The following is a 21,708-nucleotide window of genomic DNA, read 5'->3' on the forward strand; positions in this document are numbered from 1 at the left end:
GTCCAAAGCAGGCTTAATTGAATGGAGGGATATGGATGAACAGGCGCCACAAAACGAAACGCTGGGTAAGACCGGTAACCGTAACGACGGCCTTGGCGATTACTGCCGCCTTGCTGCCGGCAGGCGCTGCACATGCGGGAGGGACCGCCGGTGTTACTGCATCGGCAACCGCTGCTGCGCCGGCCGCAGCGACCGGCGCACAACCGAACGTCGTGTATATCGTCCTCGACGATATGGGATTCTCCGATCTCGGAAGCTACGGCTCCGAGATCAAGACGCCCAATATCGACAAGCTGGCGGCAGGCGGGCTCCGCTACACGAACTTCCACGCCACGCCGCTCTGCTCACCGACCCGGGCCAGTCTGCTGACGGGCCGCAATCCGCAGGCCGTGGGCATGGGCTCCGTGGCCAACGTCGATCTCGGGCCGGAGTATCCGCATACGAGGGGCCGGATCAGCCCGACGGCAGCAACTGCCGCCGAGGTGCTGAAGGGCGCCGGCTATACGACGCTGGGCGTGGGCAAATGGCATCAGGCCCCGCTTCATCAAGCGACACCGGCCGGACCCTTCGAGAATTGGCCGCTCGGCAAAGGATTCCAGCGGTATTATGGTTTTCTGGACGGCTACACCGATCAGTACGCCCCTCAGCTTATAGAAGACAACCATGTCGTAGACCCGCCGAAGAAAGAGGACTACCATCTGACCGAGGATTTGGCAGAACATGCGTCTCGTTATGTGAGTGATCATGTATCCGTCCAGCCGGATAAACCTTTCTTCCTATACTGGGGATTGGGTGCCCAGCATGCTCCTCATCAAGTACCGCAAAGATATGCGGATCTATACAAAGGTGTATATGAAGCAGGATGGGACCGGATTCGCGAGGAGCGGTTCGAGCGTCAGAAAAAAATAGGCTTAATCCCCCCAGATACACCCTTTCCGGCAAGGGATGCGGGTATTGCGGCCTGGAGCTCGCTCAGCCAGCAGCAGAAGGATCTGTATGTACGTTACCAGCAGACCTATGCGGGAATGCTGACTCAGGCAGACGAGCAGATCGGACGGTTTCTGGACGACCTGCGCAAATTCGGCAAGCTGGACAACACCCTCATTTACCTTATCTCAGATAACGGCGCGAGCAAGGCCGGCGGTGAAAATGGCAGTATAGGCTATTCGCAGTCGGGATTCGGCGGTGGTGGCGGAGGCACTTTGGAGGATAAGCTGGAATCGATTGAGGAGCTGGGCGCAGCCGGAACGTACACGGAGTATCCGGTCGGCTGGGCGCAGGTGAGTGCTACGCCGTTCAGGCAGTATAAAGGAACGGCTTATAACGGCGGTGTCCAAGTGCCGCTTATCGTGCACTGGCCGGGTGGAATCAAGGACCGGGGCGCTCTGCGTACACAGTTTCATCATGTCTCCGACTTGACCCCGACGGTCTACGAAGTGCTGGGGATTACCCCGCCCCAACAAGTGAACGGGACACCGCAGCAGCCGATAACCGGAACGAGTTTGGCCTATACATTTAGCGGGAAGAATGAACCGACCCGCAAGAAGACACAGTTCTTCCTGATGAACGGCAACCGGGCCATCTGGAGTGAGGGCTGGAAAGCAGTCGCTCTGCGCAAACCCGGAGTGCAATTGGAGGAGGAGGCGTGGGAGCTGTTTGATACACGCAGCGACTATAACGAAAGCAGAAATCTGGCGCAGCAGTACCCCGAGAAACTCAAAGAATTGAAGAAAATCTGGGACGAAGAAGCACGTAATAACGGCGCTTACCCTATAGCGAACGGCTACTCTTCACCTGCCGTAACCGGAACCGCGCCTATTCGAAGCAGTTTTATCTACTACACGGGTTTAAAACATATCGGTTTGTCCGCAGCCCCCAAGCTGAAAGGCATAAGCTATGAAATCTCCATACCGATTCAAAGGAAAGAGGTGGAGGAAGAAGGGGTGCTTGTAGCTGCAGGCGGAAGCGATAGCGGGTACACGCTCTATCTGAAGAAGAATGAGCTGATTTATGAGTTTCACCAGTATGGCAAGGTCCACAGAATCGTGTCGGATACACCCGTTCCCGCAGGGAAAGCAGAGTTGAAGTTCGTATACACCCGTGCTGGAGAAAAAGGCGGCAGCGGAGCCCTTTATGTGAACGGCAGGAAAGCAGGGGAAACGGTGCTGCCCTTTACAGACGTCCGTTCCACAGACGGGCTGGATATCGGCCGGGATACTCTGCTGCCGGTGAGCCTCAATTACGGGGATGGGGACGAATTTCCTTTTACAGGCCTACTTGAGAAAGTGGAATTCAAACTGTATCCGTCAGCGGACAGCAAGTAACAGGCAGGCTTCAGGCTAGCCCCGCAATCCTGTTCCTCTAAAGGAACAGGATTTTGGCTTGTCTGGAAGAGGTCATTCCTGTTGGGCAGCAAGCCGCCGTCTAAGGTTAAAGCTACAGGTGTTAGATGAAGTTGCCATGCCGAGGTAACCCTGCAAGACGGACTCGGAATTTTTTCCCCGGAAGTGAATTCATGCCCCGTAGATGCGAATCTCTTCTTGATGCTGCGTATGGTTTCCTAGCTCCTTCGTAGCGGTATCTTCTTAAACTATCGTTATAGTTGTTTATTGCCTTGTTATCCCGGATACCGGAGCGTAATATGGAAATATCTATCTGTCCGAGCTTGTCCTATAAGACACCTCTGATCTGTAAAGGAGCATGAACGATTGAATATCGGCATTAACGTATCGCAAAAAGAACTATCCGAATTTTTACTCAACGTGGCTGTTGTACGGCCTGTCTTTATATGGGGACCTCCCGGCATCGGCAAATCCTCGCTCGTCGAGCAGTTTGCCGCCGATCTGGGCCTTCCCTGCGTCTCTCTGCTTGGCAGCCAGCTTGCACCCGAAGATATTATCGGCGTTCCCCAAATCAAAGATGGCGTCAGCCAGTTCTGTCCCCCAAAATCATTGCCAGAGCCGAGCCTTATTGCTTGTTCCTCGACGAACTTAACGCTTGTTCACAGGAAGTCCAGAAAGCCTTCTACAGCCTGATTCACGAACGCCGGATCGGCGAATATCACCTGCCGCAAGGGTCAATCGTGATTGGAGCCGGGAACCGGGCACAGGATAGCGCCATTGTGAAGCCGATGTCTTCAGCACTCATTAACCGTATGTTTCACGTGCAGTTGAAGGTTTCTCCAAAGGAATGGTTCGGCTGGGCCTGCGACAACGGAATTCATCCCTATGTAATCGAATACCTGCAGGCCCGTCCCGATCATCTCTGGACTCAGCCTCCCAAGACCGAAGAACCGTTCTCGACACCGCGTTCCTGGCATATGCTCAGTGATGCTTTGAATGAATTTAGAGACGGTCTATCCGTGGAGCAGATCGAAGTCCTGGCAAGAGGATGCCTGACTCCGGATCATGCGCTTCAGTTCAAAGCATTTCATAAGAATTTGAAAGGCAAATACCAGCTGAACCAAATCTTAAACGGGGACGTGAGGTTTCCTTCGGATGCGGCGGATCGTGATTTGCTCTATTTCTTGACCTTGTCTTTCCGTGCCCTGATTATCAAAACACTTCCCGAGAAGAAAGATTCCATGAAAGAAGATCACAAGAGCTTTGCTCATCGTGCCAAAGCGCTTATAAAAGAACTGAGTGAAATCAGTCTGGAAATGGCGCAGCTTGTGGTGGCAGATCATGGGGAGGGACAGGTGTTACCGGGATGGTTTACGGTAGAAATTATACGGGATTTACCGCGTTTGGCAGGAAGGGACAAGTAAATGGGCAACAAAAGAAAATTAACGCTCGACCCCGCTGCCCGGAATTACGCTGAAGCACAGCATTTTATTGAAACGCATCCGATGTTCGCTCCTTTGGCAAGCCATGCCTGGTTCTACAGAAGTGATGATTTTTTCCGGTACTGCGGGGAAGACGGTTGGGCTGTGGTCAGCAAGCAGGGCTCGGTGCTAGTCCATCCGAAGCGCCGTGCAGAAGTGGAAGAGTGGATCTATATTCTGGCGCACTGTCTGCTTCATCTTGGATTCGGGCATTTTCAGGAACGTGAGAATCCTGTTCTCTGGAACGTTGCTTGTGATGTGTTTATTGCCAAGTTCTTGTCGGACATGAAGCTGGGCATAAAGCCCAAGGCGCTGGGCTTTAGGATCGATATTCCGGTATACGGCGAACAGCGTCTTTATGAGCAATTTCTGGAGCGGGGTGTTCCGCAAGAATGGAAGCATTACGGGACGGCAGGGGCAAAGGCGGGAGACATGCTTCTGCATGCGAATGAGCAGCGGTACATCGCCGATCGCAAAATAAACTGGGAGAATGCCTTTGCTGCGGGGCTGTCTTTGGCTGTCACAAAGGCTGTTCATGTTGCCGCAGGGGTTGATGTGTCGATGCTGAGCGGTGAAAAGAAGTTGACGCCCGGCAAAATAGCGCGCAGTTGGTTTATCGACCACTACCCGCTGCTGGGGGCGCTTGCTGCTGGCTTCACCCTCATAGAAGATGCTGCAATTTGTCAGCGGATGAACATCTCGGTAGCGGCTATTGACGTAATGGACCGTGAAATCTATTTGAATCCGGCTGCGGGGCTGAGTGCGGAGGAATGCAAATTCGTAATGGCGCATGAACTGCTTCATGCCGGGCTCCATCATCACGAACGCTGCCAAGGCCGGGACCCGTATTTGTGGAACGTCGCGTGTGATTACGTGATCAATCATTGGCTCGTCGAGATGAGGATCGGAGAGTTCCCGCAGGTGGGCATCTTGCTGGACGAAACTATGAAAGGACTATCGGCCGAATCGGTCTATGACCGGATCGTGACAGATATCCGCACTTACCGCAAGCTTGCAACGCTCCGGGGAGTCGGAGGGGCGGATATGCTGGACAAGGGCAGAGGAGGTTTCCGGGACCCGAGGGACGGGACTCGCATTGACGAATTCTGCCGGAATGCCCTGCAGCAGGGATTGCTGTATCATCACGAAGCGGGGAGGGGAACCATTCCGGCGGGCCTTGTCGAGGAAATCCGGGCGCTGGGGCAACCGCCGATTCAGTGGGATATCGAGCTGGCCAAATGGTTCGACAGCTATTTCACTCCCGTCGAGAAGGTCCGCACTTATGCCCGAGTAAACCGGAGACAATCCTCAACGCCGGATATTGCGAGGCCCCAGTGGGTGAGCCGGGGCGGTGAGGATGACGGACGGACGTTCGGAGTCGTGCTGGACACATCGGGTTCGATGGACAAGAAGATGCTTGCCAAAGCGCTCGGTGCTATCGCCAGCTACAGCCTTTCCAGAGAAGTTTATGCCGCCAGAGTCGTTTTCTGTGATGCGGCTGCCTATGACGCAGGTTATATACGTCCGGAAGCGATAGCGGAAAGCGTGAAGATTAGAGGAAGGGGAGGGACCGTACTTCAGCCGGGAATCGACCTGCTGCAGCAGGCAGAGGATTTTCCGAAAGACGGCCCTATACTGATCATCACGGATGGATTTTGTGATAAGGTTCGCGTTAAACGCGATCATGCATATATGCTTCCAAGGGGGCACCATCTTCCTTTTGTACCTAAAGGACCGGTGTTCCGGATGGAGTAGAGGGATACCCTGCGAGGGATTCACTGTTTACAGCCTCTCGGCTGTAAATAAGAATCTCTCTTTTTTATGTGAAGTTCAAAAAAACAACATATTTCATTCATTGATACACAAATAAATAAATGATATAAGTAAAAGATCATTGGGTGAATTACAAAATAATCTATTATTTAACAAGAAATTGAAGGAGAGAAAGCGATGGACGTATCTGTTATTATTCCGGTTTACAATAATAAAGAGGAATTCGAAAGATCCCTGTATTTTTTAAGCAAGCAGCAGGTGAGAGAGTCGTTGGCGTATGAAGTGATCGTCGTGGATGACGGTTCCACGGAACCGATCCGACAAATCGCGAAGAAGTACCAGTCTGAATTGCCGAATCTCCGTTATATTTACCTCGAGCGGACTCCGGACTCCAATCGGTCCCGAACAAGGAATACGGGGATACAGGCAAGCACGGGAAGCAAGCTGCTCTTCCTGGATTGCGGCATTCTGGTGCCGCCTAATTATGTGGAATCTGTCGCCGGACTTCTGGAAGGCCGACCGGAGCTTGTGCTGCTGCATTATATCCTGGGGTTATTTGCTGAAGTGGACGAGAATGAAGCGGAAGACATCCTAGGGCTTACTCCTGAATCGTTCGAGCAGTTCTGCGACAAGATGAAGTATACCGCCAATTGGGAGGATTATAGGGCGGTAAGCTTCGAAAGTGTGCAGAATGATCTGGACCAGTTACCGGCCCCCTGGGTCTTGGGATGGAGCGGAGCGCTTAGTACATCGAGAGAACTTGTCTCCAGGACAGACGGGTTTGACGAGTCGTTTAGAGAATGGGGAGCCGAGGACATCGATTTCAGCTACCAGCTGTACAGGAACGGGGGAAGCTTTCAAGCCACCGAGCATATCAAAACGCTCCATCTTCCCCATGAAGTTACCCATAATGATGAGAACAAAATGCGATCCTCGCTGCGGAATAAATTTAAAATTCATCAGAAGAACGGCGATTTTGATACGGAGCTGTACCCCTTCTGCGCAGATATGTACTATAACCAGCTTATGGGCAAATACAACCGCCTTCTTACCAAATATTTCACGCCTACATACAGCGAATCGTTAATGAATGAGTTGAATACCCGATATTTGTCCAATGAGGAAGGCAGGTCGCTGCTCGTGGGGTCTGATTCTCATTCGGTTATTCAAACCCTGCAAACCACACATGTTTTTCTTCAGAACAAAAGCATTTACGAATCGTATTCCCAGACTTTCAAGGATAAGAATATCGTCTACGCACTAGGAATTAACACGTTCTACGAGAAGCGTTTCTTTGACGTGGCCATCATGACGGACTATTACCGGATGTCCAGCCTGCCTATGCTCCTGTTTATGTTCAAAGAGCTGCTGCGTATATCCGGCAAATTAGTCGTCATCCATACGGAGGATCATCACTGTTTTGAGAGCGGAGCCGGCTGGCTGACTTGGGATCAGGTAACTCCGTTCTTGCGCAATTATGGATTTACCTTCGAGAAAGTGGAACAATCCGGACGGCACAGCATAATGGAGATTACATCTTCCGTTTCCCTGCAAAGAATGTCCACCGCCGACTTGCTGACGGTTTATTACATGTCTTTGTAGGCCAGGGGACCCCGCAGCTCAGTAGGTGATCTTTACTTCAATATCCTGCTCATAATTGCCGAATTGTCTGCCGAACAGACTTACACCGCCCGGGTGCTTCGCATCTTCGCAGGACCCGATCCGGAAGCGTATTTCTTCAGCCGGCGCAATGGCAAGATCCTGAACCGTGACAGGGGAAAGCTGAATCCCATCCATGAAAGTCCCGTCTGCCGTGACAAGCAGAGTCTTGAGCAGACCGTGCTGCGTGCTGCCCGGTTCCCACCAGGTGGGGGTAAGCTTGCCCCGGACACTGCCGAAGTCACCCGGTGACGTCCAGCTGCACACAGCTGTATCATTTACATAAAAAGTGATATCGGATGGCCAGTTTTCTTCAAATCCGGGAGCTTCCGAGCAAATTTCGAGCGAGATGCGGATGCTCTTCACAGGCAGTTTGCCTGCCAGATAATTCGGAATCCGGTATTCTACATACCCGCTTGCAAACCAGAGATGCTGCGCTTGTACATGCTCAGGTTCGGCGAAGTAGCGGGGATCGTCCCGCATGCCGATCAGCTTGCTCCCGGAAGCCAGGCCGCAGGTGGGCTTAACTTGATAGGCGCTATACTGCCCGACCGGAATGGAAACCGTATAGTGGTCTTGTGACGGGGCCTGCCATTCACCGCTTCCATTATCCGGTTTAAAGAGCAGGGTGACCCTATCCAGGCGGAGTGTACATTGCTTTTGCATCCCGCGTTTGCCTGCCATAAGCTGAGTCGTGATGATACCGGCTTCTTCCAGCTGATGAACGTGCTTCGTCACAATAGCGGAAGAGATTCCCAGCTTAAGGGACATTTCTTTAATATTCAGATTTTCATATCGGAGGAGTTCAATCATCTTGATACGGGTCTGTGAGGCAAGAGCCTCGAACAAGGGCAGATTACACTCAGTTACTTGCAGGTCCATATGTGCTTGCTTCCTCCATTTTATTGGTTTAAAAATTTCGACAACCTCATTGTATAACCAAATGGTTAATTAAACAAGTTTGATATTGACTATATAAAACGGCTAACTTACAATCTATTATAAAGTTACCGGGTTAATTATTAACTATTTAGTTAACTAATTGGGAGTGAAGACATCGTGAACCAAGAAGCTGTGAATGCGCAAGTCCCTCGCGACGAATATCCAAGGCCTCAATTGACCAGGCAGGAATGGCTGTGCTTGAACGGGGAATGGGAATTCTCATTTGACGACGCCCGTGTGGGAGATGCGGAGAACTGGCACCAGCCGGGTGTGGCATTTGAAAGGACGATTACCGTACCCTTTACCTTTCAAAGCAAGCTTAGCGGAATCGGAGATCCTGCCATCCATGATCTCGTCTGGTACCGGAGAAGGTTTGAGATTCCGGCGGGGTGGTCGGGCAAGCGGATTCTGCTTCATTTTGGGGCTGTTGACTACAACGCGCGCGTGTGGGTGAACGGGCAGCTTGCGGCTCTTCATGAAGGCGGACATACGCCTTTCCAGGCGGATATCACCCCCCTGCTTGCTCCGGGGAGCAACACCCTGGTGCTGCGTGCCGAAGATTTCAGCCGGGATGTTACACTGCCTCGCGGAAAGCAGTATTGGCTGGAGAATTCCGCTTATATTTTCTACACGCGGACTACGGGAATATGGCAAAGTGTCTGGCTGGAGCCTGTGAACGATGTACATATTAAGAAAGTGATGCTGACGCCGGACATTGACAGAAGTGAAATCCGGTTCCGCACGTTTGTCGAAGGACTTCAGGCGGCAGATGAGATCAAGCTGCAAATTGAAATAACCTTCCAGGGCGGCAAGGTCTCCGAGGATACGTACTCCGTTCATCTGCCGGAAGTGAGCCGGGCCATCGGACTGCATGACTTTACAGACCATGGTCTGGGCCGTCTGTGGAGTCCGGAGCATCCGAACCTCTACGACATTACCTTCCGTCTTATGCGTGGAGGAGAAGTGCTGGACGAAGCAGTAAGCTATTGTGGCATGCGTAAAGTATCGATTGAAGACGGCACCCTGTGCCTCAATAACCGGCCTTATTATCAGCGCCTTGTCTTGGATCAGGGGTATTTTCCCGAAGGCATACTTACCGCATCGAGTGATGAAGCCCTGCGAAGAGACGTGGAATTGACCAAGGAAATGGGCTTCAACGGAGTGCGTAAACACCAGAAGACGGAGGACCCCCGTTTCCTGTACTGGTGCGATAAGCTCGGTTTGCTCTTGTGGGGTGAGGCTGCGAATGCTTACGATTATTCCGAGGAATACGTGCGGCGTTTTACAAAAGAATGGCAGGAGATCATCGAACGGGACTATAACCATCCCTGTCTAGTAACATGGGTGCCCCTTAATGAAAGCTGGGGAATTCCCAATATCCAGGTGGACAAAAAGCAGCAGCAGCACGGCCTGGCCATGTATCATTTGACCAAATCTCTGGATGAGACGAGGCCTGTTGTGTTTAACGACGGATGGGAGCAGATGACAACCGATCTGTTAACCATTCATGATTACGAGAGCCGCCGGGAAGTACTGGAAAAGCGCTATGCGACCGTTGAATCTGCCATAAGCGCTAAACCGGGCAACCGCAGGATTTTGGTGGGAGGCGCAGCTTATCAGGGACAGCCCATTCTGGTATCCGAGTTCGGCGGTATTGCCTACAAGAAGAGCGAGTGGGACGGCTGGGGGTACTCCGGAGCAGAGAACGAAGAAGATTTCCTGGAACGGCTGAAGGCGGTTCTTGATCCGATGTTCTCTTCGCCTGTCATTCAAGGGTACTGCTATACCCAGTTAACGGATGTCGAGCAGGAAATTAACGGGCTGCTTACTTATGACAGACAGCCTAAAGCTCCTCTTGAGGAGATACGCAAGATTATGACGGGTGGAAAAGCTTGAGGTTGATTCCGATCTCGTTGGTAGCAAGGCTTAATTAGTGTGGATCGTAAAAGGGGCTTCTTTAGGGAAGTCCCTTTTGTGTGTGGCGGGTGATCTAGAGAATTAAGGGAGGCGAACTAGATGGCTCCAAATGTATCTGAATATCGCACCATTAGCATTTCAGTCTTCATATTCTTAGAGTTTAATTCGATCTAAAGTGAATATATCTCCATGTAGTTCATAAATTATCAACCTCCAATTAACCTTGTAGAGTTAGTGCGTAACCCTGTAGTATCAATAAAAAGTTAAATGTTGATTCCGTAAGTTGAAGATTTTGGGTTTTCTTGCAGAAAACAGCTTTACAGAATAATATAGTAGTCATGGAGGGATATCCATGATGATAAAGTTCAATTTAAGAAGACTGATGGCAGATCATCGAATAGATGACGTCATGGGATAGTCCGGCTTAAATCGGAATTCGATTAACAAACTCTATCGAGTTGAAAATTGAGAATCGACTAAGCTAGAAACATTATTTATTGTGCGAGACATATAATTGTACATTAGCCGAATTAATTGAATATACACCAAACAAATAGAAAACATACACATGACTACACGACTTAGCCTATTTACTGAGCAACACAGGCTAGGTCGTTTTTTGATAAAGACAATTTTGCATGTGGGACAAAGAGGGCTTGTTCTTCAGCTACCAACGTACTCACGCTTCGGTCTACAGTTCGGTTCGGGGAAGTGGGGCTACGGACAGACCCTGACGAGGTTCGCAAGTACCAGAATGTTATTTCAATTCCTGGGAAAATCATAAAGCTCAAGAGAAGTTAAGAAATTTTAAAAATCAAATTTAAAGAATAGGAGAGTCATTATGGATATAATTATTTTTTTTCTATTTATAGGGGTTCCGCTTATATTAATTTTTGGACTTAGTAGTTTGAATTATAAACTTAAAAAGCAGATGGAAAACCAAGAACGAATAATTGAACGATTAGATTTATTAATTAATCAAGAAAGAAAATTGTAAGGAGTAAAAAGAATATGAAAAATGTAGAGAACAGCAAATAACATAGTATCTACGCGCGGGGGCCGAGCTCCCTTGGTAGACATGAAGATTTTTCGAAGAAGTGGATCCAGCAGACAACCCTGCAAGGCTAAGTGGCGAATAATCCATTAATCGAAAGCATTTCACTGAAGTCGTCGACTTCTTATAATAATGCATTCACGCATCGCAGCCTTACGGCTGCTCGGTCGCCGAGAAGCATTTAAAGGAAGCTTATTCAGCCAACCCTGCGAATCTAATCGCTTCGCGGCAACCCCCATTGGGTTCTTAAGCCTCTCGGCGTCGTGAATACGGGAACGTTATAAGAAATCCCCGTAAGAACGCAAATAAGGAGGATAAATGAAAAAATATAAAAGAAGAATAATATTTACAGTCTGTTTTCTTATTTTTAGTTTGTATCTACTACATATATCAGAATACTCATTTAGTCAGGAAGGGGCACTTAAAGATTCATTCCCACAATACAATGGAGATATCGTATTTGAGCAGAACTTCAAAAATAATAAAGTAGTTATCTTAAAGGGACCGCAAGGGACTTATGCAAAATTAATAAAATCAAAATGGAAAACACTTTTTCATGTGACTAATGTTTCAGTTTTACGTCCGATGTATCCGGAAGATGAATCAATCTTGAGGGCTTGGACTGCAAATCTAAATTCGAATAAGAGATATGATACAATACTAGCAGTTGAAGTCTCGGATCCCAAAATTATAAAAGTGATCATAACAAATGAGCAGTTTGAAGAAGAAAAATCTGTTGATTTAAATGAAATAAAAGAAAAATCAAAAGTATTTATAGAGCTAGATGTCGTAAATGGTTATGCAGGTACTTTCCAGGTGATGGCGATAGATGAAGTGGGTGGATTTGTATTCCGAGGAGTAGATCATACAGGATCAATAAAATATTTCGGAAGATAATGTGATGGAGGAACATGATGATGGACATAAAGCAATCGTTTTCAAACAGGGTTAAAGATTATTCCGTCGACTTTATAGTTTGTGACAGTAAAAACATGATTCTCAAATGGTGGTGACGCTTTGAAGAGAGCAGTAATATGCGGTTTGGGGACATTATTGATTTCGGTTATCATGATCATTTTAATGGTGCAGTTGTTTCCTTATACAGGGCTCGGTAGAATAATTGCCATACCTATGACGATTGTGGCTAATTTAGCTATTATTGCATTGGGTATTTTTTTGTCCAGGAAGATGAAACTTCCCCAGTTTGTTATTATATGGATTGTTATCATCGTCATAACCGCATCAAATACGATTACATTCCATCCGCAAGAATACAGTCCATCAGTTTATAAGCAGATTGGAAATAGCATCTCGGCAATCAAGAATAATGTTGAAATGAAAAAGTCTTCATTATATAAGCCGATAGAATCTTATGACATAGAAAAACGATCCCCCGACAAACAGACACCAGAAGAGTATATTGTGGCTTTACATAAATTCAGGGCTGAAATACCTTTAGACGGTTCGTTTGTTCTCGATGAAAGTGTAGATAAATATGGCGTAGATCCTGCAATCCGAAATATCGAGGAAATTTCCGGCAAACTTGTTGGACATTATGAGATTTTGTGGTGTTATCTAGATATATTTAAATAGTTTAACGGTATCGTTCAATATAAACATACTAGTTAAATAACAAATGTAGAAGTAACTCACTGAGGGCAGTAACAGCGTATAACACAGCATCCACGCATCAAGCTTGGATCTCTTTGAGAATAATAGTTTGATTGATTAAAAAGTTAAAAGGAAACTCCCGGTTTGAAGCGTCATCTATGATTTAATTCAGTGCTGACCGGAAGTTTTTTTATGTTCCGAAGCATGGGCAAAACCTTGGTCCACCAACCTCGGCATTACCAGGAGGCTATGTTACTACTCGGGAGGAATTCTACTTATGAATGAAGTGTTCCCATTGCGGACAGTTTCGCAGCCATTCATTAATTATAGCTATATTATTTTCGATCCAAGAAGTCGTGCCTCTTTACTTGTTGATCCCTCTTGGGAGCTAGGCACAATTGTAAATAAGCTAAATGAATTGCAAGCCGACTTAAAGGGTATTTTGCTGACGCACTCCCACTATGATCATGTAAATCTGGTTTCGCAACTGACAGCGATCTATCATTGCGACGTTTTTATTTCAGTCAAAGAGCTAGAGGACTATGGATTCAAGTGCGATAATTTGAAAGGCGTTAACGATTTTGAAGTGTTAACTTTCGAAGGAATTACCGTGACATGTCTGCTTACCCCGGGACATTCTTCCGGCAGTATGTGTTTTTTGCTCTCTGAAAGTATTTTTACAGGGGACACAGTATTTATCGAAGGCTGCGGCAGCTGCAGTTCTAAAGGCGGTTCCGCTGAAGATATGTTCAAAAGCATTCAAAGACTAAAATCCATTATCGCTCCACATGTACGTGTATATCCGGGACATTCATATGGTAGTATGATCGGCGAGCCCTTTAATAATTTGTTCGATCAAAACATTTATTTCCAAATTGATTCAATGAAACAATTTATTGATTTTAGAATGAGACCGAATCAAAGTAACTTATTGAAGTTTTGTTAGTAATATGGAGGTGTGGAATGGACAAATCGATTGTATTCATGACAAGCTTGGGGGAGTCTTGGATAAATAGGTTTATTTTTAACACAAGACCCCATTCTACATATACTTACAACCCGTTTAATCACATTTTCCTATACACGATATAGGGCTATTGTATCGAATTGTTGTTTAAGGCAAAAAGCCCTCATGATGAGGGTCTTTTTACTTAGTATTGGGAATTTTCGCCCTCATTCTCTCCCTCTTCATCCATCCATTCCTGTATAAGCGTGTCAATAAATTGACTCTCCGTTAATTTTCCGTTAAAAAAAGCACGAGCATCTTCTGTAACTCCCGATATAGTTTGACCCATTATATCAGCGAAAACAAAATCAGTTGTCCCCAGAGTGATAGCTTGCTTCGCTATTTCTTTGATTGCTTCGTTATATTTCCCTTCGTTCCCCATAAAGAATAGGCCTTCATAAATAGCAATGAATTGTGTGTATCCGGATCCATCCGTATGATAGTCTAAAGAATAAATATTGTAGCTCTTCAAATGTTTTGCTATCTCATCTATGCTTTTTAAAGTGGGTGAAGGTGCTATTTCTGCGGTATAAGTATCCGGATCCCATTTCACATTAGCTCCCAGGGACTCAGCCACTGCCCTCACAGGCAGCATTGTAGTGCCGTCCAGGTTAATTCCCGGAACATCGCTGCTCACATAATCACCGTTAACTTTGACTTTTACGATGGAGTGTCCTTTGTAACTCCCATTGATGCTTGAGGCAGATACGACGCCGGCAAAGATGCTTAAGACTGCTGCGATAGAAATAACTTTCTTTTTCATTTTAAGACCCCATTCTATAAAATCTTTACAATCATATTGAAGCATATTTTTCCAATATACGATATAGCTCTGTGAATAAATTTGCTCGACAAAAGATGAGTTTCAAATGGTTAAAATAAGTTATTTTTAGAACTATTTTACTATTTTGATCCCCTCCAATTAGGGTTATCCTTGAACGATGGTTGATTAATTCGACTCGTATAAAATTATTGGGGGTTTGCTTTTAATGAAAAAAATTTGGGTTGCCGGAATTTTGAGTGCTTCACTTGTCGCAAGTAGTCAACATCCGCTTTTGCTGTCCAACCGCCATCCACTGGCCAGAGTATTACTCCCAACTAAGAAGCACAGGAACCAATATAAATATTCCATGAACAAAAATTGCTTACTTATTGCTGCGTCACTTGTGTTCCTTCTAGGCGGATGTCAAGATAAACCTGCAAGTTCCCATGTTAATCATGTTACACCTGGTATTAGACCGAGCGCTTCGCCCATCGCATCTGTTCCTCCTGAGACTTTGGATGGCACGTATTTTCCTGATCAAAATGCGTTTATCGTACATGATTTCGCAATCTCACAACAAGAGGGAAGCCCTGATCTTGTTTATACGCTTCGTTATCAGTTTGGAGACATACCAGCTCAGTTTTTATCAAAAGATGGACATAAGTATTATTTTAAACTTAGATTTCCGAAAGAATCATCTGATTTATTCGTAGAATCTGAGACTGCTGCTGTTGAAGGGCCTCGGGTGTCAGGCAGTAATGAGATACACAACGTCGATTTAAAGGCTAAACTTAAGCACGGCTTGTCTCAAGACCAGATAAACTCTCTGTTAAAAAATAAGAGTAATTACGTGCTGTCCATTTACGAAGACCTCGACTTTGCTGCTAATGTTATTCATAATGTAATGCCGAATAATCAAATAAAGAAACACGAATTCTTAAACTGATTAGGCTGACTTACGGCCTTCCAGATTTTAAACTGGAAGGTCATTGGCATATCATTTTTAAACATACATTCATATCGCTGAAGCCTACCCATATAGTTTAAAGCTATTAAATCAAAATATATCGTAGACAAGATGAGCGTGCTTTTCACCAAACATCTTGCCCGGTACAGGCACGTATAGGCACCTGCCCTCATACAATAAAAGGACCGCACCGATGGATGGTGGTTCGTAAGGGAATTGAAGCAGGAGGTGTCATCGTTGCCCGGACTGTTTAGCGCCATTGCTTTTTTTATTAAGGAACTGACACTGCTGGTTTCATACGTCAAAAACAATGCGTTTCCGCAGCCCCTCACGGAGGCCGAGGAAAGCAAATACCTTCAGCTAATGGCGGAAGGCCATGCACATGCCCGTAATATGCTGATTGAGCATAATCTGCGGCTGGTGGCGCACATCGTGAAGAAATTCGACAACACCGGGGAGGATCTCGAGGACCTGATTTCGATCGGCACGATCGGACTCATTAAAGCGATCGAAAGCTTCTCCCCGACGAAGGGAACGAAACTTGCGACTTTTGCGGCGCGGTGTATAGAAAATGAAATTCTGATGCATTTGAGGTCTCTCAAAAAGACCCGTAAGGATGTTTCACTGCATGATCCGATTGGGACAGATAAAGAAGGAAATGAAATCACGCTAATCGATATCTTAGGAACGGAAGCGGACGATGTTGTCGATAAGGTCCAGCTCAAAATCGAGAAAAGCAAAATTTACCGGAACCTTGATATATTGGATGAACGGGAAAAAGAGGTTGTGGTAGGGCGGTTCGGACTAGAGCATGGCGGGGAAGAGCGGACCCAGCGGGAAATCGCCAAGGAACTAGGTATTTCGCGTTCTTATGTGTCACGAATTGAGAAGCGGGCTTTGATGAAGCTGTATCATGAGTTTTACAAAGCAAAGCGGTAAAAAACTTCATAACGAGTCAAAAAGCCCCTTGTCTAAGAGGCTTTTTTTCATTTATCAACGATATTTATTACTAAACAATTATACAAGTTGTGACGATATTAAGAGTAATCTAATTTTCCAGCACGAAACAACGTGGAGGTTCCAATGAAAATGTATAATTCAAAGGGAAGTCGCAATGTCTTCCAAAAGATCAACCTGACCGGATTATTTGCCAAAATTATGCTGGTATCAGTCGCGTGTATGGTGATTCCTATGTTAATCGCCCTATGGTATGCAAGCAGCTCGTCGGGCGATTCCTTGGAGGAAGAAGCAAGAGAATCTATGATGAACATTGTATCGGAGAAGGTTCATCAGATGGATCTGGCCTTTAACAATTTATCGCTGAGTTCCTCCTCTATTGCGAACAATCCTTTTCTGATCAATACGTTCAAGGAGATGAAGAAAACCGGCAATTCCAAATCGGAGAATGCTGCGAATACATCCGCCTATCTCGGCAAAATTTTAACGGACTCTAATGGTTTATATGAAAATATTTATGCCGCATACAATAGTGTTATCGTGTCCGATGGCATCGGCGGCAAATCTTTGGATATCGACATAGGTGTTGCGGATTTGGATGCCGCCCTCCTGGAGGGAATTAAGAAAGGCCCCGTTCTGTACGGTCCTGTCCAATCTCCGGTAACCAGTGGACCTATTATGGCGCTTCTGTCTCAGATTCCAGACGGCAGCACGGGGGACAAGCCTTCCATTGTCGGTACGGCAGTTGATTTGACGAAGTTGTCGACGAATATCGTCAGGACCACACAAGAAGGCAACGTCAAGACTTATATGATCAATTCAGCCGGCGTTCTCGTTGCTGCAGAAGATGCTGGACAAGTACTGAAATTTGATATGGCCAAAGCCGAAGGGGATATCCCTGTTTTCTTCAAGGAAGTAAGTGAAAACAAAAATGGCTTGGGATATTTCACTCTGGATGGTCAGAAGCAAATCGCTTCTTACGGTAAATCGACTCTCCAGGATATGTACATTATTTCTTTCAAGCCAGTGGATGAATATATGCAGAATGTTTCCGACCTGCAGCGAGGTCTTGTTGTTGTTATCATCGGCAGCATTATTGTGTTCGCTGCGATTCTCATTCTGCTGTCCTACCGCATTACGACGCCGATTAAAGTCGCCACTGAGCACCTGAAAGTTATCGCCGGCGGGGACTTGTCTCATCCGGTACCAAAGGAACATATGCAAGCCAAGGATGAGACAGGTGTATTGATGCAGTCAATGCACACGATGCAGGCCTCGGTCAGCGAGATGATCCGCACGATTGTGCAAGAGTCGGACAAGCTGGGCGGGTCGGTAACGGCAGTGAGCAGTCATCTGACCGATCTCAACAGCCAAATTCAAGATGTGTCGGGCACAACGGAGCAAATGGCGGCTGCGATGGAAGAAACAGCCGCATCAACGGAAGAAATGAACCATTCTTCGGTGAATATTCGTCAGTCGGTTCATATGATCTCGGATAAAGCGAAGCAAGGCGAAGAGATCTCTAAGGAAGTCAGCAAACGGGCTGAGAATCTGCGTGAAACTGCCGTCATCTCATCGGAGCGTGCGGTTCAGATTGGCGAAGAGATGAGGAAGAACCTCGGCAGCGCCATTGAACAGTCCAAGGCCGTCGAGCAAATTCAGGTGCTTGCAAATTCTATTCTGGAGATTACGGCACAAACGAATCTCCTGGCCTTGAATGCGAACATTGAGGCAGCGAGAGCCGGTGAAGCCGGAAGAGGTTTTGCTGTGGTAGCCGGTGAAATTCGCAAGCTGGCTGAGGTATCCGGACAATCGGCCAACAAAATCCGTGATGTAGTCCAAATCGTGACCTCCTCCGTGGAGAACTTGAAGAACAACTCGGAGAATATGCTTGAATTCATTGATGGGACCGTTATCAAAGACTACAATGCGATGGTTGAGACCGGCCGGCAATATTACCGTGATGCGGAGTTCTATGAGAACTTGCTTGGAGATTTTAATTCAACCGCGCATGAATTGAGCAAAGCGATTCAGAATATGACACTTACGATAAACGAGATTTCCATGGCAAACAACGAATCGGCTGACGGAACCGGGAACATCTCGGATAAAGCAAGTATTGCCCTGAAGAGTTCCAATAAAGTGTTGGAGATTGTAGGCGATACCAAAGAAAGTGCCGAGCAGTTGAAACAAACGATTGCCAACTTCAAAGTATAGTTGCCTGTTGTATGTTTGAAAGACGCCTCCGACCTGAAGTGGAAGGAAGCGTCTTTTTATTAGGTATTACGCCTGCCTTGTAGTGGGGTGGAGGAGGATCAGACTGGTCTGTACTGCGTGGACCCTACATTCAGTAATCAAGTAGAGAGGCTGCCGATCCATCTGCTGCCTCTCTCCGGCAAATTAGTCGTCCAATGGGAGATCGTGCAGAAAAGTTTCATTAAATACTACTATGTAAACACACCCGACAAGGATGCCATTTATAAACCGAAGATAGCCGGCATTATCCGCCAAAATGCTAAGCTGGAAGAAGAATTCTTCAACTTGTACAGGCTGGCCTGACTAGCGGGCAACTTTCACTTAATAGGTCCCCTGTTGAGCTTTTCTTGTCTCGCTTAATTTTGTGAACATGACTCCTAAAATAATGAAGATCCTTAACCGGTTTCTAAGATTATTGAATAAACGGCATGAATTCGTTCGTATCCTCTGTCTGTGGAGTTTTTTATAATAAGAAAAAGAACCTTCGATCACTCATCAAAAGGTAGCGCTTACACATCCATAACTGCTGCTCAGGAGATTTGTAAGAATAGACCGCAGAGGAGAATAAACATGCCATTAGTTGATATGCCGCTGTCTAAGTTAACAAGCTATGAAGGATGCAATCCGCGCCCGGATGATTTCGATGTCTATTGGCGGGAAGCTCTGGAGGAAATGCGGTCGATCGACCCCAGAATGGAGCTGGTGCCTGCTGATTATCAGATGCCATTCGCCGAATGTTACCACTTATATTTTACCGGTGTGAATGGCGCACGCATTCATGCTAAGTATGCCAGACCTAAGACTTCCACTGGTCCTCATCCGGCTGTCCTGCAGTTCCATGGCTATAAGGGCTGCAGCGGGGACTGGAGTGAAATTATGCTCTATCCCGCCATGGGGTATTCCATTGCCTGGCTGGACGTCCGCGGACAAGGAGGGCTGTCCGAAGATACCGGAGGCGTGATCGGCAATACTCACCGCGGTCACATTATCCGCGGCCTTTACGATCAAGATCCGCACAAACTCTTCTTCCGGCATGTATTCCTCGATACGGCGCAGCTCGCTGGAATCGTGATGAGCTTTGATGAGGTCGATGAGAACCGTGTTGGCGCCACCGGCTGGTCGCAGGGCGGGGCGCTGACCATTGCCTGCGCAGCGCTGGAGCCCCGAATACGCAAAGCCGCAACGGTCTACCCGTTCCTCAGCGATTACAAGAGGGTGTGGGATATGGATTTGTGCGAGAACGAATATATAGAGCTCAAAACATTCTTCCGTTACTTCGACCCGCAGCACGAGCGGGAAGAGGAATTCTTCACCCGGCTAGGCTATATTGACATCCAGCACCTGGCTTCCCGGATCCGGGCGGATGTACTGGCGGGTGTCGGACTTCAAGACATCATTTGTCCGCCTTCCGCACAGTTTGCGGCTCTCAACAAAATCCGAACCAATGTAAAGCTCGAAATCTTCCCTGATTTCGGACATGAATCGCTTCCTGGTATGGGGGACAAAATCGTACGATTCCTGAGTGAATTATAAAATAGCAGCCGCCTAACCGATAACGGTTTAGGTGGCTTTTGTTTTGTACGAAGACGGATTTAAGGCTTTATTGGGCTCAGGTAGATAGTTATAGGCATAACCTATAGAAAAGATAGATTTTATATATTAGGTCAATGATTGGTTTTGACATATGATGAAACTAAATAGCGAAATGATGCGAGGTGGGACGTTTGGAAAGCCGGCAGGAGATTAGCAGCAAATTTAATGAGATTGCCCATGCATACGATCAACAAAGAAGAAAACTGATCCCGTGTTTTGATGATTTCTATAATACGGCGGTATCGCTTGCGAATGTAAGCACAAGTTCCCCTCATATTCTGGATTTAGGAGCGGGTACGGGGCTGTTCTCATCCATGCTGCTCAAAAGATACCCCAAAGCTAAACTTACACTCATCGATTTGTCCCCTAAAATGCTGGAAGTTGCAAAGTCCAGATTCCATGAATCTGCTGATGTCACTTATCTCGTGGACGATTACACGAATTTTACTGCACCGGGTAAGTTTGATTTGATCATTTCGGCCCTTTCGATTCACCATCTGTCGGATGCGGGCAAACAGGCACTTTACCGGAATGCTTACGCAAATTTAAAATCGGGCGGCATTCTTATTAATGCGGATCAGGTTCTGGGGGAGACTCCGTTTATTGAATCTCTGTATACGAATAACTGGAAAAATAAAGTTGAAGCGAGTGGCCTGGCTAGAGATGAACTTGAATCTGCTTATGAAAGAACGAAGCTGGATAGAATGTCCAGCCTAGAAACTCAAATCAATTGGCTGAAGGAAATCGGCTGCTCCGATGTCGACTGTGTGTACAAAAATTTCAACTTCGTTGTTATGTTTGGAAGGAAACGATCAGGATGCTGAGCATGGATTCTCTGATCTCGGTTTCTTCCCTGATGTGGCTGTATCTCGCAGCCTTTATAATTCATGATCTGGAAGAAATTATTTTCGTAGAGTCTTGGATGAACAAGCATTACCCGAGAATCAAAGGGCGGATCCCAAGCTTTGCCGGGCCGCTGCTGCGAGGTATGTCTACCGTCAAATCATCCCAATTTGCTGTGGCTGTTCTTCTTGAATTCGTTCTCTTTATCCCCGTTACTTACTGGGCAGTGGAACATGGGAATTATGTGTTGTTCGTCGGTTTTAATGCGCTGATGCTCTTGCATGTGTTCACGCACGCAGGGCAGTCGGTTTGGGTACGCTCTTATACGCCGGGAGTTGTTACAGCGGTTATCGTTACGCTGCCTTACGGACTTTATTTGTTCTACAGGCTGACCAATGAGGGAGTGCTGACATGGGGACAAATCCTGCTCTACGCGCCGACGGGTCTGCTGGTGCTCCCGGTCGTCCTGGGCGGGCACAAGCTTGGCAAAATGGTCATCCGTGACTGAGTGAAGGCAGTATCCACGAGTAATTGAAGCAAGATC

The 21,708-nt window shown here is 46.9% G+C and carries 16 protein-coding genes and 1 pseudogene; 15 read left to right on the top strand and 2 right to left on the bottom strand.

What is annotated here, in order from left to right:
* Positions 1 to 35: 35 nt before the first annotated feature.
* The 4 genes and pseudogenes from AR333_RS05335 (at position 36) to AR333_RS05350 (ending at position 7,198) form a co-directional block, all read left to right on the top strand.
* Positions 36 to 2,324, top strand: coding sequence for an arylsulfatase (locus AR333_RS05335; protein ID WP_068774253.1), 2,289 nt, complete (start codon positions 36 to 38; stop codon positions 2,322 to 2,324).
* Positions 2,325 to 2,762: 438 nt separating this feature from the next.
* Positions 2,763 to 3,766: pseudogene (locus tag AR333_RS05340) on the top strand (AAA family ATPase).
* Positions 3,767 to 5,578, top strand: a complete 1,812-nt coding sequence (locus tag AR333_RS05345; RefSeq protein WP_068774254.1) for a VWA-like domain-containing protein — start codon at positions 3,767 to 3,769, stop codon at positions 5,576 to 5,578.
* Positions 5,579 to 5,773: 195 nt separating this feature from the next.
* Complete coding sequence (locus AR333_RS05350; protein WP_068774255.1) at positions 5,774 to 7,198, top strand: glycosyltransferase family 2 protein; 1,425 nt, start codon at positions 5,774 to 5,776, stop codon at positions 7,196 to 7,198.
* Between the two features lie 18 nt (positions 7,199 to 7,216).
* On the opposite strand, the gene AR333_RS05355 is transcribed toward AR333_RS05350, so the two are convergent.
* The gene (locus tag AR333_RS05355; RefSeq protein WP_068774256.1) at positions 7,217 to 8,137 is read right to left on the bottom strand and encodes a transcriptional regulator; all 921 of its coding nucleotides are present in this window, start codon (positions 8,135 to 8,137) and stop codon (positions 7,217 to 7,219) included.
* 177 nt (positions 8,138 to 8,314) lie between these two features.
* Between AR333_RS05355 and AR333_RS05360 the strand changes: the two genes are divergently transcribed.
* The 4 genes from AR333_RS05360 to AR333_RS05375 all read left to right on the top strand — a co-directional run bounded on the left by AR333_RS05360 (position 8,315) and on the right by AR333_RS05375 (position 13,725).
* Positions 8,315 to 10,093, top strand: a complete 1,779-nt coding sequence (locus tag AR333_RS05360; protein ID WP_156430835.1) for a glycoside hydrolase family 2 protein — start codon at positions 8,315 to 8,317, stop codon at positions 10,091 to 10,093.
* A gap of 1,393 nt (positions 10,094 to 11,486) precedes the next feature.
* Positions 11,487 to 12,065, top strand: a complete 579-nt coding sequence (locus AR333_RS05365) for a hypothetical protein (RefSeq protein WP_068774257.1) — start codon at positions 11,487 to 11,489, stop codon at positions 12,063 to 12,065.
* Between the two features lie 120 nt (positions 12,066 to 12,185).
* Positions 12,186 to 12,761: a hypothetical protein gene (locus tag AR333_RS05370; RefSeq protein WP_068774258.1), complete on the top strand. Its 576-nt coding sequence runs from the start codon at positions 12,186 to 12,188 to the stop codon at positions 12,759 to 12,761.
* 295 nt (positions 12,762 to 13,056) lie between these two features.
* A complete protein-coding gene (locus AR333_RS05375) occupies positions 13,057 to 13,725 on the top strand; it encodes an MBL fold metallo-hydrolase (protein ID WP_068774259.1) in 669 nt (222 codons plus the stop codon).
* Between the two features lie 205 nt (positions 13,726 to 13,930).
* Here the strand turns inward: AR333_RS05375 and AR333_RS05380 are convergent, their stop codons facing one another.
* A complete protein-coding gene (locus tag AR333_RS05380) occupies positions 13,931 to 14,548 on the bottom strand; it encodes a copper amine oxidase N-terminal domain-containing protein (protein WP_068774260.1) in 618 nt (205 codons plus the stop codon).
* Between the two features lie 226 nt (positions 14,549 to 14,774).
* Here AR333_RS05380 and AR333_RS05385 point away from each other — a divergent pair, with 226 nt between their 5' ends.
* The 7 genes from AR333_RS05385 to AR333_RS05415 all read left to right on the top strand — a co-directional run bounded on the left by AR333_RS05385 (position 14,775) and on the right by AR333_RS05415 (position 21,672).
* On the top strand, positions 14,775 to 15,494 hold the full coding sequence (locus AR333_RS05385) for a hypothetical protein (RefSeq protein ID WP_068774261.1): 720 nt from the start codon (positions 14,775 to 14,777) through the stop codon (positions 15,492 to 15,494).
* 258 nt (positions 15,495 to 15,752) lie between these two features.
* Entirely contained in the window at positions 15,753 to 16,454 is a 702-nt protein-coding gene (gene sigK / locus AR333_RS05390; RefSeq protein ID WP_068774262.1) for an RNA polymerase sporulation sigma factor SigK, read from the top strand.
* Between the two features lie 144 nt (positions 16,455 to 16,598).
* On the top strand, positions 16,599 to 18,689 hold the full coding sequence (locus tag AR333_RS05395) for a methyl-accepting chemotaxis protein (protein WP_084783510.1): 2,091 nt from the start codon (positions 16,599 to 16,601) through the stop codon (positions 18,687 to 18,689).
* Between the two features lie 87 nt (positions 18,690 to 18,776).
* Entirely contained in the window at positions 18,777 to 19,031 is a 255-nt protein-coding gene (locus AR333_RS05400; protein ID WP_216638961.1) for a hypothetical protein, read from the top strand.
* A 267-nt stretch (positions 19,032 to 19,298) separates the two neighbouring features.
* Positions 19,299 to 20,261, top strand: coding sequence for an acetylxylan esterase (locus AR333_RS05405; RefSeq protein ID WP_068774264.1), 963 nt, complete (start codon positions 19,299 to 19,301; stop codon positions 20,259 to 20,261).
* A gap of 182 nt (positions 20,262 to 20,443) precedes the next feature.
* The gene (locus AR333_RS05410; protein ID WP_156430836.1) at positions 20,444 to 21,145 is read left to right on the top strand and encodes a trans-aconitate 2-methyltransferase; all 702 of its coding nucleotides are present in this window, start codon (positions 20,444 to 20,446) and stop codon (positions 21,143 to 21,145) included.
* Between the two features lie 2 nt (positions 21,146 to 21,147).
* Entirely contained in the window at positions 21,148 to 21,672 is a 525-nt protein-coding gene (locus AR333_RS05415; protein ID WP_253735727.1) for an HXXEE domain-containing protein, read from the top strand.
* The last annotated feature ends 36 nt before the right edge of the window (positions 21,673 to 21,708 follow it).

Origin of the sequence: Paenibacillus sp. FJAT-26967 (genome assembly GCF_001541095.1) — a bacterium.
In the GTDB taxonomy this organism is placed as follows: domain Bacteria; phylum Bacillota; class Bacilli; order Paenibacillales; family NBRC-103111; genus Paenibacillus_F.

What these genes read in the sequence shown, in the direction of transcription:
- AR333_RS05385 (WP_068774261.1), top strand. Translation starts at nt 14,775, where the DNA reads ATGAAAAAAATTTGGGTTGCCGGAATTTTGAGTGCTTCACTTGTCGCA.
- AR333_RS05365 (WP_068774257.1), top strand. Translation starts at nt 11,487, where the DNA reads ATGAAAAAATATAAAAGAAGAATAATATTTACAGTCTGTTTTCTTATT.
- AR333_RS05415 (WP_253735727.1), top strand. Translation starts at nt 21,148, where the DNA reads ATGGATTCTCTGATCTCGGTTTCTTCCCTGATGTGGCTGTATCTCGCA.
- AR333_RS05345 (WP_068774254.1), top strand. Translation starts at nt 3,767, where the DNA reads ATGGGCAACAAAAGAAAATTAACGCTCGACCCCGCTGCCCGGAATTAC.
- AR333_RS05350 (WP_068774255.1), top strand. Translation starts at nt 5,774, where the DNA reads ATGGACGTATCTGTTATTATTCCGGTTTACAATAATAAAGAGGAATTC.
- AR333_RS05375 (WP_068774259.1), top strand. Translation starts at nt 13,057, where the DNA reads ATGAATGAAGTGTTCCCATTGCGGACAGTTTCGCAGCCATTCATTAAT.
- AR333_RS05335 (WP_068774253.1), top strand. Translation starts at nt 36, where the DNA reads ATGAACAGGCGCCACAAAACGAAACGCTGGGTAAGACCGGTAACCGTA.
- AR333_RS05355 (WP_068774256.1), bottom strand. Translation starts at nt 8,137, where the DNA reads ATGGACCTGCAAGTAACTGAGTGTAATCTGCCCTTGTTCGAGGCTCTT.
- AR333_RS05395 (WP_084783510.1), top strand. Translation starts at nt 16,599, where the DNA reads ATGAAAATGTATAATTCAAAGGGAAGTCGCAATGTCTTCCAAAAGATC.
- AR333_RS05380 (WP_068774260.1), bottom strand. Translation starts at nt 14,548, where the DNA reads ATGAAAAAGAAAGTTATTTCTATCGCAGCAGTCTTAAGCATCTTTGCC.
- AR333_RS05405 (WP_068774264.1), top strand. Translation starts at nt 19,299, where the DNA reads ATGCCATTAGTTGATATGCCGCTGTCTAAGTTAACAAGCTATGAAGGA.